At 33.7% G+C, this 14,366-nt stretch carries 12 protein-coding genes and 4 pseudogenes; 10 read left to right on the top strand and 6 right to left on the bottom strand.

Features of this window, described 5'->3' with window-relative positions:
- Positions 1 to 25 precede the first annotated feature (25 nt).
- The 3 genes and pseudogenes from OOK99_RS02270 to OOK99_RS02260 all read right to left on the bottom strand — a co-directional run.
- Positions 26 to 274, bottom strand: a complete 249-nt coding sequence (locus OOK99_RS02270; RefSeq protein ID WP_264720056.1) for a recombinase family protein — start codon at positions 272 to 274, stop codon at positions 26 to 28.
- Positions 261 to 527 carry a recombinase family protein gene (locus tag OOK99_RS02265; RefSeq protein WP_264337221.1) on the bottom strand — a complete coding sequence of 89 codons (267 nt, stop codon included), beginning with the start codon at positions 525 to 527 and terminating at the stop codon, positions 261 to 263. The genes OOK99_RS02270 and OOK99_RS02265 overlap by 14 nt, the downstream gene beginning before the upstream one ends.
- Positions 528 to 835: 308 nt before the next feature.
- A pseudogene (locus OOK99_RS02260) lies at positions 836 to 1,108 on the bottom strand (ankyrin repeat domain-containing protein); the annotation flags it as partial.
- Positions 1,109 to 1,175: 67 nt separating this feature from the next.
- Here OOK99_RS02260 and OOK99_RS02255 point away from each other — a divergent pair.
- Positions 1,176 to 2,290, top strand: a protein-coding gene (locus tag OOK99_RS02255; RefSeq protein ID WP_214303219.1) for an IS3-like element ISWpi17 family transposase whose coding sequence is annotated in 2 segments (ribosomal slippage) — positions 1,176 to 1,449 and positions 1,449 to 2,290 — 1,116 coding nt in all. Because the reading frame shifts where the segments join, the coding sequence is not laid out codon by codon here.
- 111 nt (positions 2,291 to 2,401) lie between these two features.
- On the opposite strand, the pseudogene OOK99_RS02250 reads toward OOK99_RS02255, so the two are convergent.
- Positions 2,402 to 2,482, bottom strand: a pseudogene (locus OOK99_RS02250) (ankyrin repeat domain-containing protein); the annotation flags it as partial.
- Here OOK99_RS02250 and OOK99_RS02245 point away from each other — a divergent pair.
- The 3 genes and pseudogenes from OOK99_RS02245 to OOK99_RS02235 form a co-directional block, all read left to right on the top strand.
- A pseudogene (locus tag OOK99_RS02245) lies at positions 2,464 to 2,928 on the top strand (patatin-like phospholipase family protein); the annotation flags it as partial. The pseudogenes OOK99_RS02250 and OOK99_RS02245 overlap by 19 nt on opposite strands.
- A gap of 133 nt (positions 2,929 to 3,061) precedes the next feature.
- Complete coding sequence (locus OOK99_RS02240; protein ID WP_264720055.1) at positions 3,062 to 4,258, top strand: hypothetical protein; 1,197 nt, start codon at positions 3,062 to 3,064, stop codon at positions 4,256 to 4,258.
- A 117-nt stretch (positions 4,259 to 4,375) separates the two neighbouring features.
- A complete protein-coding gene (locus OOK99_RS02235) occupies positions 4,376 to 4,618 on the top strand; it encodes an IS630 transposase-related protein (RefSeq protein ID WP_143689530.1) in 243 nt (80 codons plus the stop codon).
- A gap of 77 nt (positions 4,619 to 4,695) precedes the next feature.
- Here OOK99_RS02235 and OOK99_RS02230 read toward each other — a convergent pair.
- A pseudogene (locus OOK99_RS02230) lies at positions 4,696 to 7,515 on the bottom strand (UvrD-helicase domain-containing protein); the annotation flags it as partial.
- A 74-nt stretch (positions 7,516 to 7,589) separates the two neighbouring features.
- On the opposite strand from OOK99_RS02230, the gene OOK99_RS02225 reads away from it, so the two are divergent.
- The 5 genes from OOK99_RS02225 to holA all read left to right on the top strand — a co-directional run bounded on the left by OOK99_RS02225 (position 7,590) and on the right by holA (position 10,932).
- Positions 7,590 to 8,456 (top strand): 4-(cytidine 5'-diphospho)-2-C-methyl-D-erythritol kinase, encoded by an 867-nt coding sequence (locus tag OOK99_RS02225; RefSeq protein WP_006013700.1) that lies wholly within the window; start codon positions 7,590 to 7,592, stop codon positions 8,454 to 8,456.
- A 3-nt stretch (positions 8,457 to 8,459) separates the two neighbouring features.
- Positions 8,460 to 8,807: an Mth938-like domain-containing protein gene (locus OOK99_RS02220; RefSeq protein WP_264720053.1), complete on the top strand. Its 348-nt coding sequence runs from the start codon at positions 8,460 to 8,462 to the stop codon at positions 8,805 to 8,807.
- Positions 8,801 to 9,610, top strand: coding sequence for a metal ABC transporter permease (locus OOK99_RS02215; protein ID WP_264720052.1), 810 nt, complete (start codon positions 8,801 to 8,803; stop codon positions 9,608 to 9,610). The genes OOK99_RS02220 and OOK99_RS02215 overlap by 7 nt, the downstream gene beginning before the upstream one ends.
- 114 nt (positions 9,611 to 9,724) lie before the next feature.
- Entirely contained in the window at positions 9,725 to 9,907 is a 183-nt protein-coding gene (locus OOK99_RS02210) for a hypothetical protein (protein WP_108784197.1), read from the top strand.
- A 5-nt stretch (positions 9,908 to 9,912) separates the two neighbouring features.
- Positions 9,913 to 10,932, top strand: a complete 1,020-nt coding sequence (gene holA, locus OOK99_RS02205; protein ID WP_264720051.1) for a DNA polymerase III subunit delta — start codon at positions 9,913 to 9,915, stop codon at positions 10,930 to 10,932.
- On the opposite strand, the gene gltX is transcribed toward holA, so the two are convergent.
- Positions 10,929 to 12,263: a glutamate--tRNA ligase gene (gltX, locus tag OOK99_RS02200; RefSeq protein ID WP_264720050.1), complete on the bottom strand. Its 1,335-nt coding sequence runs from the start codon at positions 12,261 to 12,263 to the stop codon at positions 10,929 to 10,931. The genes holA and gltX overlap by 4 nt on opposite strands.
- A gap of 222 nt (positions 12,264 to 12,485) precedes the next feature.
- On the opposite strand from gltX, the gene typA reads away from it, so the two are divergent.
- Entirely contained in the window at positions 12,486 to 14,315 is a 1,830-nt protein-coding gene (gene typA / locus OOK99_RS02195) for a translational GTPase TypA (RefSeq protein ID WP_007302691.1), read from the top strand.
- The last annotated feature ends 51 nt before the right edge of the window (positions 14,316 to 14,366 follow it).

The raw sequence follows: 14,366 nt of genomic DNA, 5'->3' as shown, positions 1-14,366 counted from the left end.
TACTTTTGCTTCCTCTTCTTCAACTTCAAACTTTGCTTCTTCTCTGACTACATGCTTTATATAGCGGTATCCATAAGCCCATTACACTTATACACCCTTTCCTTGCTGCATGGAGTTTTCCCCTTCGACTTCTTTCCATTATCTTTGCACATTCGTATTCTGAGATTAATCCTTGTACTCCTAGCAATAATTTTGACTCTGGATTATTTTCAGTCTTATAATTTAGGAATATTACTTCTGCTCCTTCTTTCTCAAACTCTTCAAGTAATATCATCTGGTGCGAAGATTTTCTTGATAGGTGAATGAATGTAAATTTTATTAATTTCACCTTCTCCTACTTTATCTCGTAAACCTTCTCGTTTTAAATTCCACCCACTAAAGCCATTGTCCTTAAATTTATTCTCATTCAATAATTTATGTTCATCTGTAGCAATTCTACGCTCAAGCTCTACAACTTGACTCTCTATTGTATTGTTCTGTTCTTGTTTCCTCGATGAAACTCTTGCATATAAGGCCACTGTTGTCATTCTTTTCCACCTCTTTTTTATTTAAAAATTCCTTTTTCTTTCTTTCCATTAATCGTTTTAGTAGTACTCCGTAAGCATCTGATAAACACTTGTCTGATAACTTACTTGGTTCATAATGACGATGAATAGTAAACGTTCTTTCTCGCATATTTTTCTCCTGTAAATGCTTTAGTAGTGCAGGAAGCCTTGCCACTCCCTTTTTTTCCATCAATCCATTTACCTTTGCGAAAAAGACCAATTGTTAGCTTTCTACAGCCCTTCAAAATTGGTATTAAAGACTGTTTTATCTTCTTTTATAGCCACTTTTATCAACTCTTCCTTCGCTGCCTCCGCTTTTCAAATAACTCTTCAATTCTGTCTGTTTCTTTCTTCAATACTTCAGTTACTTCTTTACTATTTTTTGCATAATCCATTGCTGTCATTCCAAATTCATCCTCTTGCTCTATTTCTCCTCCAGCTTTTACTAGCTCCTCCACTATTTCTTTTTCACCTACCATACATGCAAGGTGCAGCAGTGTGCATTTACTGCCATACTCTTCAGCATTTACACTTGCTCCTGACTTTATCAATTCTCTAACTATAATGCACCCCATAAACTAGACCAAAAAAAAATGGTTGATCCGAGTAGGAAGGTAAAGGGGTAAAAGTATGGCAACAAAAAAATATGAACCAGAGTTAAAAGCAAAGATAGCTTTGGAAGCAATAAAAAATCAAAAAAGCACAGCTGAGATATGTAGTGAATATAAAATACCATCAACAAATCTATATGATTGGCGTGATAGAGTATTGGCAAGGTTAAAAGACCTATTTGTTGAAGAAAGTGAAAGTGCGAGAAAACAAAGAATCTTAGCGCAAGAAATAGAAAGTTTACATAAAGTAATAGGAGAATTGACAGTGGAAAATAGCTATTTGAAAAAAAAATTACTGAAATAAGCAAAAAAGATAGAGTAAGGTTTATAGAAAAAGATTCTGATCTGTCAATTAGGAAACAGGCTGATTTATTGGGGATTTGCAGATCTAGCCTATATTATAGGCCTATAATTAATAACGAAAGTGAAGTAGCAAATTTGATTCAAGAAGTATATTTGGCTTCTGATTGCCGTTATGGATATCGTAAAATTACTGCTGAAATCATAGCGAGTGGAGTAGTAGTCAATCACAAAAAAATCTTAAGAATTATGAAAAAAATGAAGATTAGTGGGCTGTATTGTAGAAAAAGATGTAATACAAGTATTAAAGAAAAAAAGCATAAAATATATCCTTATTTACTCAAAGATTTGATTATTTGTAGAGTTAATCAGGTATGGGCTACTGATATAACATATATTATGGTAGAAGGTAAGTTTATCTATTTTGTGGCAATAATGGACTTGTATAGTCGCTATATTATTGCTCATTCATTATCACCATATCTCGATGCTGGATTTTGCCTTTATACTCTCAAAGAAGCTCTAAAACAAGGTAAACCTGAGATTTTTAATAGTGATCAGGGGGTGCAGTTTACTAGCTACAACTTTATTATGGAATTAGAGCGTGCTAATATTAAAATCAGTATGGACCATAAAGGACGTTGCTTCGACAATATATTTGTTGAGCGCTTATGGAGAACTTTAAAGCAAGAAGCTATATATTATTATAGACCAAATAGTATCAGAGATTTAAATCTTATAATAAATGATTTTGTTGCTTGGTATAACTATAGAAGGCGACATCAGACTCTACATTATAAAGTTCCTGCTGATCTTTATTATCATAAACAGTAAATGAATATATTGATAAATACTTTAAATGTGTGTCGACGTATTTATCAACATATTCATTTTAAAAATCGGATCACTTTGAAAAAAATGGTCTAGACAAATGGGTGCATTATAAACTGTTTCTAGATGTTTCTCCGTTATCGCTAGATGCAGTGCTGTATGTCCTCTTACATCTGCTGCATTCACATTCGCTCCGCAGACACACAAATAAAAAGTACATTTTATCCATTGACGTAGGTGGAATTAGAGGAATAATCTCAGCAATTGTTCTAGTAGAAATAGAAAAAAGAACAAGAAAGAGGGTAGCTGAAATCTTTGATCTTATGGTAGGGACCTCAACCGGTGGAATTGTTGTAGCAGGATTATGTAAAAAAGATGAGTGAGGAAATCCTCAATATTCAGCCAATGATTTAGTTGAGCTTTATCAAAAATAAGGTTCATATATTTTTAAATCTTCATTCTTCAGGCGATCAATATTATCTTGGTTTAATTGTTCACAATACCCACATAAAAATATTGAATCTGTACTGGATAAATATTTTGGAAAGGATATTCTAAAAAATACATTAAGTAAGGTACTGATAATAAGTTATGATATTAACAACAACTATCCTTTCTTTTTTAAGAGCTGGAAAGAAGATAGAAATTTTATCCCTCAAACAGAATAAGATCTGATTTATTAATTAAGTAATATAGTTAGTAATTACATAAATTTGACATATCATTAAAATAGTATTAAACTAGATGCATAAAGCAATTAATTAGGGGGTTTTAATGTTCAGTAATATTATAGAATCTGGTGCTAAATCATTAGCTAAAATATCTAGTAACAAGAAATTTTGTAAACCATCCAATTTCTGTACAGAAAATAAAGACTATCTGTTAGATCTGTCAGTTCTAGAGCTGGTTCAAAAAGGTACAGTATTTCTGCCAAAAAAAATACTACCTAATGATGTTAGTTGGAGTGTTTTCAATTTTACTTATCAAAAAGATCCTTTAATGTTACCAATTTTATTGAGATACTTCACTCACAAAAATTTACTTCAAGAAGCAAAAGATGATTTGAATAGAATAAATCGCAAATTACAAAGTGAAATGAATAATGATCTAAAAAAGCTACGAGACAAGCAAAAGCAATTAGAAAACGAATTAGCTAAATTACTTGATAAAGAAATGAATGCTAAACATGCTAAAGTACTCGCTACAAATAGTAACACAATAGCAAAAATTGCATCTAGAATTGAGGAAATTGAATTACGTAAAGGGAAGATAAAAGAACTATTCAGTAATGAAAAAGCGACAGGTAGCACTTTTTCTGAGGAGGAGAAATATTATTTTATGCTAAGAGATGAGCTTACAAAAATGATGGAAAAAGAACTAAAAGCTTATATAAAGGGTAATAAGGATGATGTTGAAAAAACATATCAGAATCTTAACAGTAAAGCGAAAAAGATTATAATATTGCATCATCTAAAGAAGTGCTCGCGGGTGTGCTTATTAGGCTTTTTTTTATTCTCGATTCTTTTTGTAATGTTTATTATAGTATCATTTCTCACTCCTGTGCTTGTAGAATATACTGCTGTTATCAGCTTTATGCTTTTTAACTTTTGTCTCCCTATATTACTAATGTTACCAATTCTACTGCCAATTGTTATTACGCTACTTGTAGTAGTAGGTGTAATTCACTTAGTAAATAGGCATTATGAACAAAGTTTTGTGAAGGAGATGGAAGACTTTATAAAAGGATCAAAATATGTAGATAAAACAACTAATACTGAAAATATAGAAGAACTAAAACAAGAAGAAAAAGAGCAGACGGTGAAAGACTTAATAGATCTTTCTTATAATAATGATGAATGTGAAGATCAAATAACACCTTCAGCACCAACATTGGAGGAAATAGCGAAAAGATCGTTCTTGTATCCAAATCTTGAAAGATACTTGCCTTCTTCCCCTAATATAATGGAGTAAAGAAAGTAGATTACAGGGAGGCTTTGTTGCATGGCTACTATAACTAACCAAACAAAGCTTTCCTGAATTAAGTTTTAATGATAGTAAAAGTACATTAAAATAAATTAGAGAGGGAAAATGCAAAAACCATACAGTGAAGACCTGAGAGAAAAAGTATTAAAAGTGTTTGATGCGGGAGAAATGACAATAATAAAAAAAGTTTGTGAAACGTTTAACATTGACGAAAAAACGTTGTATTGGTGGAGGAAAAGGAAAGAAGAGACCGGAAGTGTTAAACCTGCATCTGGGTACCAAAAAGGACATGGTCATAAGACTAAAGACTTAGACAGCTTTAATCAATTATATTTTGCCATTTTATAGATTAAAAAAATTTAACTTATCCTTTTCAAATAATATTAGCATGACTTACCTTTTTTTGGGTCTAGTAATTCTCTAGGAATTGTCCTCTTGAATTCTATGGTATTTTGTTTAACATTGACGGATGAATCTGGGATCCAGGCCTTTTTTTCTCCAGGTTCCAGCGTCACGTGCTGCAATGACATTGATAGGTTTGATGGAGGTGAAATCACTGGAACATCAAAATAATCACGTTTTTTATAAATAGAAGGGTAGTTTGCATTCATGCATAGCACTTCAATTTTTTCTTTAAATATCGGCTGTAAGTATAGTTTTTTCCTCTCATATAATGCTCCATATTGAATAACTAGATCATACCAAGAGCCCTTTTGCACTGGCTCTTTGCCTAAAATGTATAATTCATCTTCAGCACGCGTAAGTGCCACGTACAGCAAACGCAAATATTCGTTATAATCCTCTAGTTTTTTCTCTCTTTTTACTTGATCACAATAAGCATTATTATTTTTGCCACACCAAAATGGTGCTTCCGTTGTATCAAACAAAATACTTTCGCTGTTTCTTGGCACTGTATTTGTGTCAACTAAAAACACTATTGGAGTTTGTAGACCTTTTGATTTATGAATTGTCATTATTCGTACAGCATTGCGTTCTGATTGCATATCATTTTTAATCTCAGGATTATTTTCTTTGATCCACTGAACAAATGCTTGAAGAGATGGGTGCTCAAATTGCAATACGAGGTTCATAAATTCGTCTAGAATCTCGAAGCACTCAAGACCTAGCCTTGCAGCAAATTTCTTTTTGCCTGTGCGCAATATATGCGTGAATAGTGTAAGAGGGGATTCTGTCTTAGATAAATTAATCAGATAGTTTAATTCATTCGAGGTAATCTCATGATAATCATGAAGTTTTTCCCACAACGACTGTTCTTTACGATCATATGCAATCTTGAATAAATCATCCTCAGTAAAGTTGAATAGCGGTGATTTTAAAACATTTGCAAGAGCCAGATCATTTGCCTGAAGGAGGAGGAATTCAGCCAAAGCTATTAAGTCCTGCACAGCTATGTAATCCATAATTCTAAAATAATCTCGGCCTATAACTGGTACATTTACTTTTTTTAGTTCACTTATTATGTAGTCAACTAGCGCATTTCGTTGCCGTACCAAAATCATAATGTCCCTTGGTTCTATATTGCGATCTTTGGCGACTAAAATCCGCCCTTCGTTTAACCAATTGTGAATTCTTTGGGCTATTGCCTGAGCAAGTAATCGATCCTTTACTACATAATCTTTCCTCTGTGTTAAATGAATTTGTAAGGCTTGCTGCTCTTCCTCTTCATATCCTGGCAGTAATGGCCAAATTTCAATGTATCCTTGATCGTTTTCTCTATGTGGAATATGTTTTATCTCGTTATCATCAAAAGATATTTCTTCACGAAAATTGTTGAATATTTTGTCTACAAGCATCAAAATTTCTGGAGTTGAGCGAAATGACTTTTCAAGTTGACATAATATCCAATCTCTACCACCAGTTTTTGTGTGAAAATACTGCTGCATGTAATTAAATAGATGGGGATTTGCTCCTTGAAATCTGTAAATTGATTGTTTTACATCACCAACAACAAATAAAGTTCTCTTTTCATCACCGCCGGTAAAAAATTCATCGCAGAGATTTGTTATAATTTTCCATTGACTAATACTATTGTCTTGTGCCTCGTCAACAAGAATGTGGTCTATTTTTTGGTCTAGATTAAACAATATCCAATCTTTATCGCCTGGATTGCTAAGGAGATTTGTTGCTAAATTGATGATATCATCATAATCAAGCAGTGCATTCTTTGATTTTTCATTATTATATAGATCAACATATACTTTAAATATACTAAGTAAACTACTGGTTCTTGCGAATATTTGATAAGAATTTATGTCCTTCACATGGGTAAACAATGCATTTTGAATGCTTTCTATCATTTGCTCTACGTCTTCAAATTTTTCCAAAGCACCCTTTGTTATAATGGATGATATGCTCTTTTTTTCGTACGATTCTGATTTGAGAAATACTTTAGCTAAGTTCTCTATCTTGGTGTCATTCGACTTTATTCCGGTGTCATCCAATAGGCCTGGTGTCATTCCAATGCGTGACACTGGAATCCATATATTTTCTTTCTGGATTCCAGTTGGGATGACAGTGGAATAAAGTATCGCACTGTAACTCTGATCTCTTTTGCTGCCCTCACTTAATATTTTAGCTAATCTTTTTATCTGCTCAATCGTTTCACTCTGTAAATCGTGAATCTTATCTGGGGCACTTAGTTTATCTTTGATATACCCTAAATTATTTTCTAGAGCTGATCTCTTTATACATAAGGTATAGAGCAAATCACGCAGCTTATTTTCATCAATTTCAGCTGCAACGATATTGATATCGTCCTGCACAGTTTCGTTATGAAGCGTTTTTTCAAATACGATGGAATGCAATTCTTTACATTCGCTCAACGTACAATTTGGAGCGATACCAGCTTCTGTAGGAAAGCTGGAGATTAATTTGTAACAAAAGGCGTGTATAGTTTGAATATTAAGACCAAGATTTTCCAGTTCAGAAAAAAGCCTTCTTGCTCTTGTTAAATAATCTTTATTTTCTCTGGTCACACACTGGGCTAATTGTTCTAAATCTGCGACCAATATACCCTCTGGACATGTTGCCCACTTACTAAGTGTACTGTAAATGCGATCCTCCATTTCATTTGCTGCAGCATTGGTAAATGTTAAGCAGAGAATATTTCTCTTATTCTCTAATAGAAGTCTTAATACTCTGTCTATTAAGATCTTTGTTTTACCTGTACCAGCTGATGCACTTACCCATACAGAGAAGTTAGGATTTATGGCATTTGATCTCATTAGGAGTGTATAAAGTTTGACTGAAGTGGCATTTCAAGTATAGTAAATAAGATAGTGTTAGTGAAGATATACAGATGGAAAGTTTTTGTGTAAAGGCTCCTGCAAAGATCAATCTTTTTTTACATATTATAAATAGAGAAGAAAGAGGGTATCATTTAATTGAAAGTTTGGTTGTCTTTGCTAAACTTTCTAATTTTTTAGAGATAAAAGTAGGAGAAAAAAACTTTAGATATGATAACTCTACAGTTCAATTTGTAAACTCTGAGTTTAAAATAAATTATCGATATAATACTATAACGAAAGCATTGAGTCTACTGCTTAGGTACGCTCCTATACGAACTAAAGTCACTGTAAAGGTTATAAAAAATGTACCAATTGCTGCAGGATTTGGTAGTGGTTCCTCAGATGCTGGAGCTGTGATACGCACGCTAGGAGAGCTGTGGGATATTGATAGGCAAATTTTAAGTGATATAGCTTTAAGCGTTGGTGCTGATGTGCCTGCAAGTGTAGATAGTAAGCCAGTTTTTGTTAGAGGTGTTGGTGAGGAATTATGTCCCATTAAACAATGCTCTTTACCCATAAGTCTGGTACTTGTGAAACCAAAAAAAAAGTTTTTGAATACATCAGAAGTATTTTCCAAGTATAAAGAGGACTTCTCTCAGCCAATTAAGTGGAGTGATAACACTGAGGAGAATTTGTTAGAGCTTCTTAAAGAGACAAAAAATGACCTGCAAGAAGCAGCAATAAGTCTTGTACCTGAAATTCAGAATGTAATATCAACACTAGAGTCACAAGAAGGCTCTATACTTTCTCGTATGTCAGGCAGCGGTGTAGCGTGCTTTGGAATGTTCGATAGTGAAGAAAGTGCAAAAGCTGCAGCGGCAAATATCAAAAAGGAATATCCAGAATGGTGGGTGTGCGACACGCAATTAATAGTTTGATTTATGTCCTTAATTTCCAAGAAGAAAAATCTTATAGATGGTTACAGGGAAGAAAGATTTTGGGTAAATAATCAAGAATATCATGGCTCAATTATAATTTTTCCTGAAAAGGTGATTAAATTGAAAGAAGGTGATATAAATAATAAGGAGTATTTTAAATCTTTTTTAACAGAGGAAATAGAGATTTTGATAATAGGTACTGGTAAAATACGCGATTGTTCAATGAAGTCTTATCTTATGGAGCAAAAGAATTTAAATTTTGAATTTATGACTACTGGTGCAGCATGCAGAACCCATAACGTTTTAATATCTGAAGATAGGTTTGTTGTCAGTTATCTGATAGCATGTTAGAGATATTTACACAGAGTTTTTTTATAAACAGTCTAATTGCGGTAATTATGATTAGCCTAGTAACAGGAGCTCTAGGGTCATTTATGATATGGCAAAGGTTATCGTATTTGGGTGATAGTTTGTCCCATTCTTCATTGCTTGGTGTTGCACTTGCTTTGATCTTTAATATCAGCCCATCGGTAAGTATAATGCTCATTGCAATTATGTTTGCTATACTACTTTCTCTTAATTTTAATAAATTATACTCTGCTGATACGATATTGAACATAGTTACCAATGTAGTTTTATCATCGAGTTTAATACTTATGTCTTTTCTTCCATCGGGTAATAATAGTATTATTAGTTCACTTTTTGGTGATGTATTAATGATCGACCAAAATGATATAATATCAATTTTTCTAACCTCCGTAATAGTTACTTTGATATTAATATTTAGATGGCGCTATTGGCTGATGATTTCGATTAATCAAGATTTGGCAACAGTTGAGAAAGTAAATGTTAATTTTGTTAGGCTAGAATTTTTGATTATACTCGCTATCTTTATTGCAATTTCTGCTCAATTAATAGGAATATTACTCATTGCTGCATTTTTGTTAATACCTGCTGCATCAGCAAGACTCATTTCAAAAACTCCAATGCAAATGATTATTGTTGCAACAGTTTTTTCTGTGATTTCTGGCATATCAGGTCTGATATTATCTGCAAGTTTTGATTTATTAACTGGACCTGCAATTATACTGATTGCAGCTGTATATTTAATCATTGCTTATTTTATAAGATTGGTGTTAAGTAGATCGACTTAATTTTTGTCTCGGAAGTTCATAATTTATTAACAAATGAGTGTAACTATCTCAGGGTAAAGTAGTTTTTGCTACGTTGTTTTTATGTGCTAATTGTTAATTTGTGGAGTGAAAGATATGGCCGAAGGATTTTTTTCTAGATATATAGGACAGCCTATAAAAAATTTTTATAATTATGTTGCGGGAAAGAAAGAAGTGTCTGATGATATGCAGAATACAGCAAATCAAGAAAGCTCAGAATTGTTGGAAACTGATGTGCAATCAAATGATGTACCACCAAGTAGTGATAATATAATATAGATGGCATGAGAATCACGCCATCTAAAGTTAAAAAATTCCTTGAGAAACCCGATACTTTAAGTGGTGTATTAATTCATGGAAGTGACAATAGTAAGGTCGATATTTTTGTACAGGAAATAATTGCCAACTTGAATGAGTATTCAGTTCAGGTGATGGATTTTGCAGTAGTGAATAAGTCGCCTGGCTTGTTATTTTCCGAGTTGGCAAACATTTCGATGTTTACTAAAAAAAGGTTAGTTAAGCTGATAAATGTCAGTGGAAGTATATCTAAAGAGTTAAGAAACATATTGGATCATAATATAGGCGATCATTATATAGTAATGATAGCAAATGATCTTCCATATAGTTCTACAACTAAAAGTTATATGGAAAGCTCAAAAATTTTCGGTGTAATTACCTGCTATAAGGACAGCGGTAGTAATCTTTGTGATATTATATCAAGTTACTTGAAACAAAATGATATAGAGTGCACAAGTGAGATAATCTACCACTTGCAGTCTTATTTTAATCATAGCAAACTGCCTATATATTCAGAGCTTGAAAAATTAGTTTTATATCTAGGAAAAAGAAAAGATCTTAAACTTGCTGATATAGATCTATGCTTTTCAACCTCCGGCAATGATTATGTTACACTTGATAATCTGTGCTCTGCAATAGTGAGTAAAGACATGGGACAATTCATCAAAATTTCCGATGTATTGATATTACAAGAGAATTTTTCACCGATAGCATTAATCCGTATTATATCAAATTATTTTCTACGGCTAGAAAGCGTTTTGCTGTTAATACAAAATGGAATGAATGAACAAGCTGCAATTGACCAGCTAAGTCCTCCATTGTTCTTCAAACAATTGCAGAGTTTTAAATCTCATTTGAAAAGTTTGCAACTTTCAGAACTTAAGAAGATCTTAGAAAATTTGATGAGCTTGGAAGTGACCTGTAAAAAAACTGATCTGAATCATAAAATGATCTTTCAACATGAGATTAACTATTGGTGTCATTCAAAATACATTCGGTGCATTTAAACCTTTTGTATAATTCTTTGGCTTTCTTCTAACCTTGCAATAATGCTCTCTCTACCGATAAAAATTAATAATTTAGCGAGTTCTGGACCTGTTTCTGTTCCTGTTAAAGCGAGGCGCAACTGCATAAATAGATCTTTTGCCTTTATATCAACTGTCTGTCGAATATTTTTAACCCACTCTGATAATGTGTTTTCATTACAATCACCTTTAGGCAATGAACTTAGCGCTATTTTTATAAACTCTTTATTAAGAACCACAGGCTCTATACCAAATTTGCATGTTTTCCACCATTTGGCCACCTCAGAAAACTTTTCTATATTACTCCTTATAAAATACCAAAACTCTGAGCCAATTTGACTTAAACGATCTTGCACCATTTCAAATGGCATTTGTTGCAGCACTTTGCTATTTAGCTTATACATTTCACTCAAGCTGAATTGTGCAGATGCTGAGCTAAATTTTTTAATATCAAATGAGTTAATTAAAGACTGCATATCAACATGAGCTTCTATCGGATCAGATGTGCCAAGTTTTGCTAAATAGCTAGTTAGCGCCATTGGCTCAATCTCATCTTCTCTTATGGACTTAATATCCAACCCACCTTTCCGTTTCGATATCTTGCTATCATCAAAATGTAGTAGGGGAAGGTGAGCAAAGATAGGAATTTTCGCTTTTAATGCTTGAATCATTTGAATCTGAACTGCGGTATTAGTTACATGATCTTCCCCGCGTACAACATGGGTTACATTAAAGTCAACATCATCAACAACAGAAGGTAACATGTATGTATAAATTCCATCTTCTCTTTTTACCACAGGATCGCTAATGTGAATTGTTGCAATATTTATTTCACCTTTAACTTCATCATTCCATTTTACAATTTCGTTTCTATTCAATTTAAATCTGAAATGTGGTTTTCGTCCTTCTTGCTCATAACGAATTTTCTCTTGCTCAGTTAGAAGCAACGCACCTCTATCGTAAACAGGGGGAAGACCTTGTTTTAATTGCAATTTTCGTTTAGTGTCTAATTCTTCTCTTGTTTCATAACATGCATAAATATGACCTTCTTTCATTAACTGTAAGAACACCTCGTTATAGCGCTCAAAACGCTCTGATTGCTTAAAACTTGAATTCCAATTTATGCCAACCCATTTTAGGTCTTCTATGATATTATCTACATATTTGATATCTGAACGCTCAAGATCAGTATCATCAAAACGTAGTAAAAATTTTCCATTTTGATTACGTGTGTACATCCAACAAATGAGTGCAGTGCGTATGTTTCCTACATGTAGGTAGCCAGTTGGGCTTGGAGCGAATCTTGTTAGCATTTAAATGATTACTTTAGTTTATTTTAATTTTATATAAATGTACTGCTAAAGCAAGATTCTTCTTTGTCTTGGTGTTAGTTGCTACAAAGTACAGCGAACATGAAACCTTTTTGTTAGAGTTCCATGATCTGCCTAAAATACTCTGAAAGCACGGCTTTAGTTATTTACTCTAAATATATTATACGTATACTTGTTATTAAATTAAATTTGAAATGATAAGAAATGAGTGAATTTAAATCAATCCGCAATATTGCAATAATTGCACACGTTGACCACGGAAAAACTACTTTACTTGATAACATGTTAAAACAAAGTGGCACGTTTCGTGAGAATCAAGAAGTTCAAGAACGAGTGATGGATAGTGGTGATCAAGAACGTGAACGTGGGATTACAATACTTGCAAAATGTACGTCAATAATGTGGGGTGATGAGAAAATCAATATCATTGATACACCAGGACATGCGGATTTTGGTGGAGAAGTGGAAAGGGTGCTCTGCATGGCAGATGGTGTATTACTACTGGTTGATGCTGCAGAAGGTCCAATGCCACAGACTAAGTTTGTGTTGTCAAAAGCACTAAAGGCAAATTTAAAACCGATTGTGATAATCAATAAGGTTGATCGACCAGACAGCAGAATTGATGAAGTACTAAATGAAATATATGAGTTATTTTTTAACCTTGATGCAACCAACGAGCAACTAGATTTTCCAGTACTCTATGCTTCAGGTAGAAATGGTTGGTGTGCTAAGGAGCTATCTGATGAGAGAAAAGATTTAAGCCCATTATTTTCAACGGTGATAGATTACATAAAACCTTCCGTTTATGATCAAAATGCACCTTTTGCTATGCTAGTTACTTTACTTGAATCTGATAAATTTCTTGGCAGAATATTGACAGGAAAGATTTACCAAGGAATTGCGCAAGTTAACTCAGATCTTAAGGTAATTGATCTTGATGGTCAAGTGGTTGAGCGAGGGAGATTAACTAAGTTACTCTCATTTTCTGGCTTAAAACGCGTTCCAGTAGAGCAAGCTGTAGCTGGTGATATCATTGCCATTGCAGGACTTGAGAAAGCTTCAGTTTCAGACACTATAGCAGCACCAGAAGTTACAACTGCGATCAGCTCAACTCCAGTTGACCCGCCAACAATGGCGATTACTATAAGCGTGAATGACTCACCTTTTGCTGGGCAAGAGGGAACAAAACTTACCTCAACTGTTATAAAAGATCGTTTATATGCAGAAGCAGAAACAAACGTTGCAATTACTGTAACTTTGGCTCCAAGTGGTGAAGCATTTGAAGTAGGTGGACGTGGTGAGTTGCAGCTTGGGGTACTGATTGAAAATATGAGAAGGGAAGGTTTTGAACTTTCAGTTTCACGGCCTCGAGTGCTGTTTAAAGAAGAAGATGGCAAAAAACTTGAACCTATAGAGGAAGTAGTAATTGATGTAGATGATGAGTATAGTGGAATCATCATGGAAAAACTTAGCTTTCGAAAAGGTGAAGTAACTGACATGAGACCTTCTGGTAGTGGCAGAACTAGGTTGACATTTTTAGTGCCATCAAGGGGATTAATTGGCTATCAAGGAGAATTTTTAACTGATTCTCGCGGCACTGGTATAATCAACCGTTTATTTCACAGTTATGCTCCACATAAAGGTTCAATTTCCGGAAGGCGTAATGGGGTTTTAATTTCAACAGACAAAGGCGAAGCAGTAGCGTATGCAATTTTCAATCTGCAAGATAGGGGAATTATGTTTGTTAAGCCACAAGATAAGGTATATTGTGGTATGATTGTCGGTCAGCATAGTCGTGACAATGATTTAGAAATAAATGTACTTAAAGGTAAGCAATTAACAAACGTAAGAGCTTCAGGTAGCGATGAAGCTATAAAGCTTACTCCACCAAAAATAATGACACTGGAGGATATGATAGCATATATAGACGATGATGAATTGGTAGAAGTAACTCCAAAATCTATACGTTTGCGTAAGAAGTTCCTCGATCCAAATGAACGTAAACGTGCAGGAAGGGCGAAGAATAAAGAGTAATCAACGTTCCTGATAAAAATCTGGATTCCAGTGGGCTTTGTTGCATAGGTC

Source organism: Wolbachia endosymbiont (group B) of Eucosma cana (assembly GCF_947250645.1).
Classification (GTDB): Bacteria; Pseudomonadota; Alphaproteobacteria; order Rickettsiales; family Anaplasmataceae; genus Wolbachia.
This window is presented reverse-complemented; position numbering and strand designations above follow the sequence as displayed.

What these genes read in the sequence shown, in the direction of transcription:
- OOK99_RS02265 (WP_264337221.1), bottom strand. Translation starts at nt 527, where the DNA reads ATGACAACAGTGGCCTTATATGCAAGAGTTTCATCGAGGAAACAAGAA.
- OOK99_RS02235 (WP_143689530.1), top strand. Translation starts at nt 4,376, where the DNA reads ATGCAAAAACCATACAGTGAAGACCTGAGAGAAAAAGTATTAAAAGTG.
- OOK99_RS02210 (WP_108784197.1), top strand. Translation starts at nt 9,725, where the DNA reads ATGGCCGAAGGATTTTTTTCTAGATATATAGGACAGCCTATAAAAAAT.
- OOK99_RS02225 (WP_006013700.1), top strand. Translation starts at nt 7,590, where the DNA reads ATGGAAAGTTTTTGTGTAAAGGCTCCTGCAAAGATCAATCTTTTTTTA.
- OOK99_RS02270 (WP_264720056.1), bottom strand. Translation starts at nt 274, where the DNA reads ATGATATTACTTGAAGAGTTTGAGAAAGAAGGAGCAGAAGTAATATTC.
- OOK99_RS02220 (WP_264720053.1), top strand. Translation starts at nt 8,460, where the DNA reads ATGTCCTTAATTTCCAAGAAGAAAAATCTTATAGATGGTTACAGGGAA.
- OOK99_RS02240 (WP_264720055.1), top strand. Translation starts at nt 3,062, where the DNA reads ATGTTCAGTAATATTATAGAATCTGGTGCTAAATCATTAGCTAAAATA.
- OOK99_RS02215 (WP_264720052.1), top strand. Translation starts at nt 8,801, where the DNA reads ATGTTAGAGATATTTACACAGAGTTTTTTTATAAACAGTCTAATTGCG.
- holA (WP_264720051.1), top strand. Translation starts at nt 9,913, where the DNA reads ATGAGAATCACGCCATCTAAAGTTAAAAAATTCCTTGAGAAACCCGAT.
- gltX (WP_264720050.1), bottom strand. Translation starts at nt 12,263, where the DNA reads ATGCTAACAAGATTCGCTCCAAGCCCAACTGGCTACCTACATGTAGGA.
- typA (WP_007302691.1), top strand. Translation starts at nt 12,486, where the DNA reads ATGAGTGAATTTAAATCAATCCGCAATATTGCAATAATTGCACACGTT.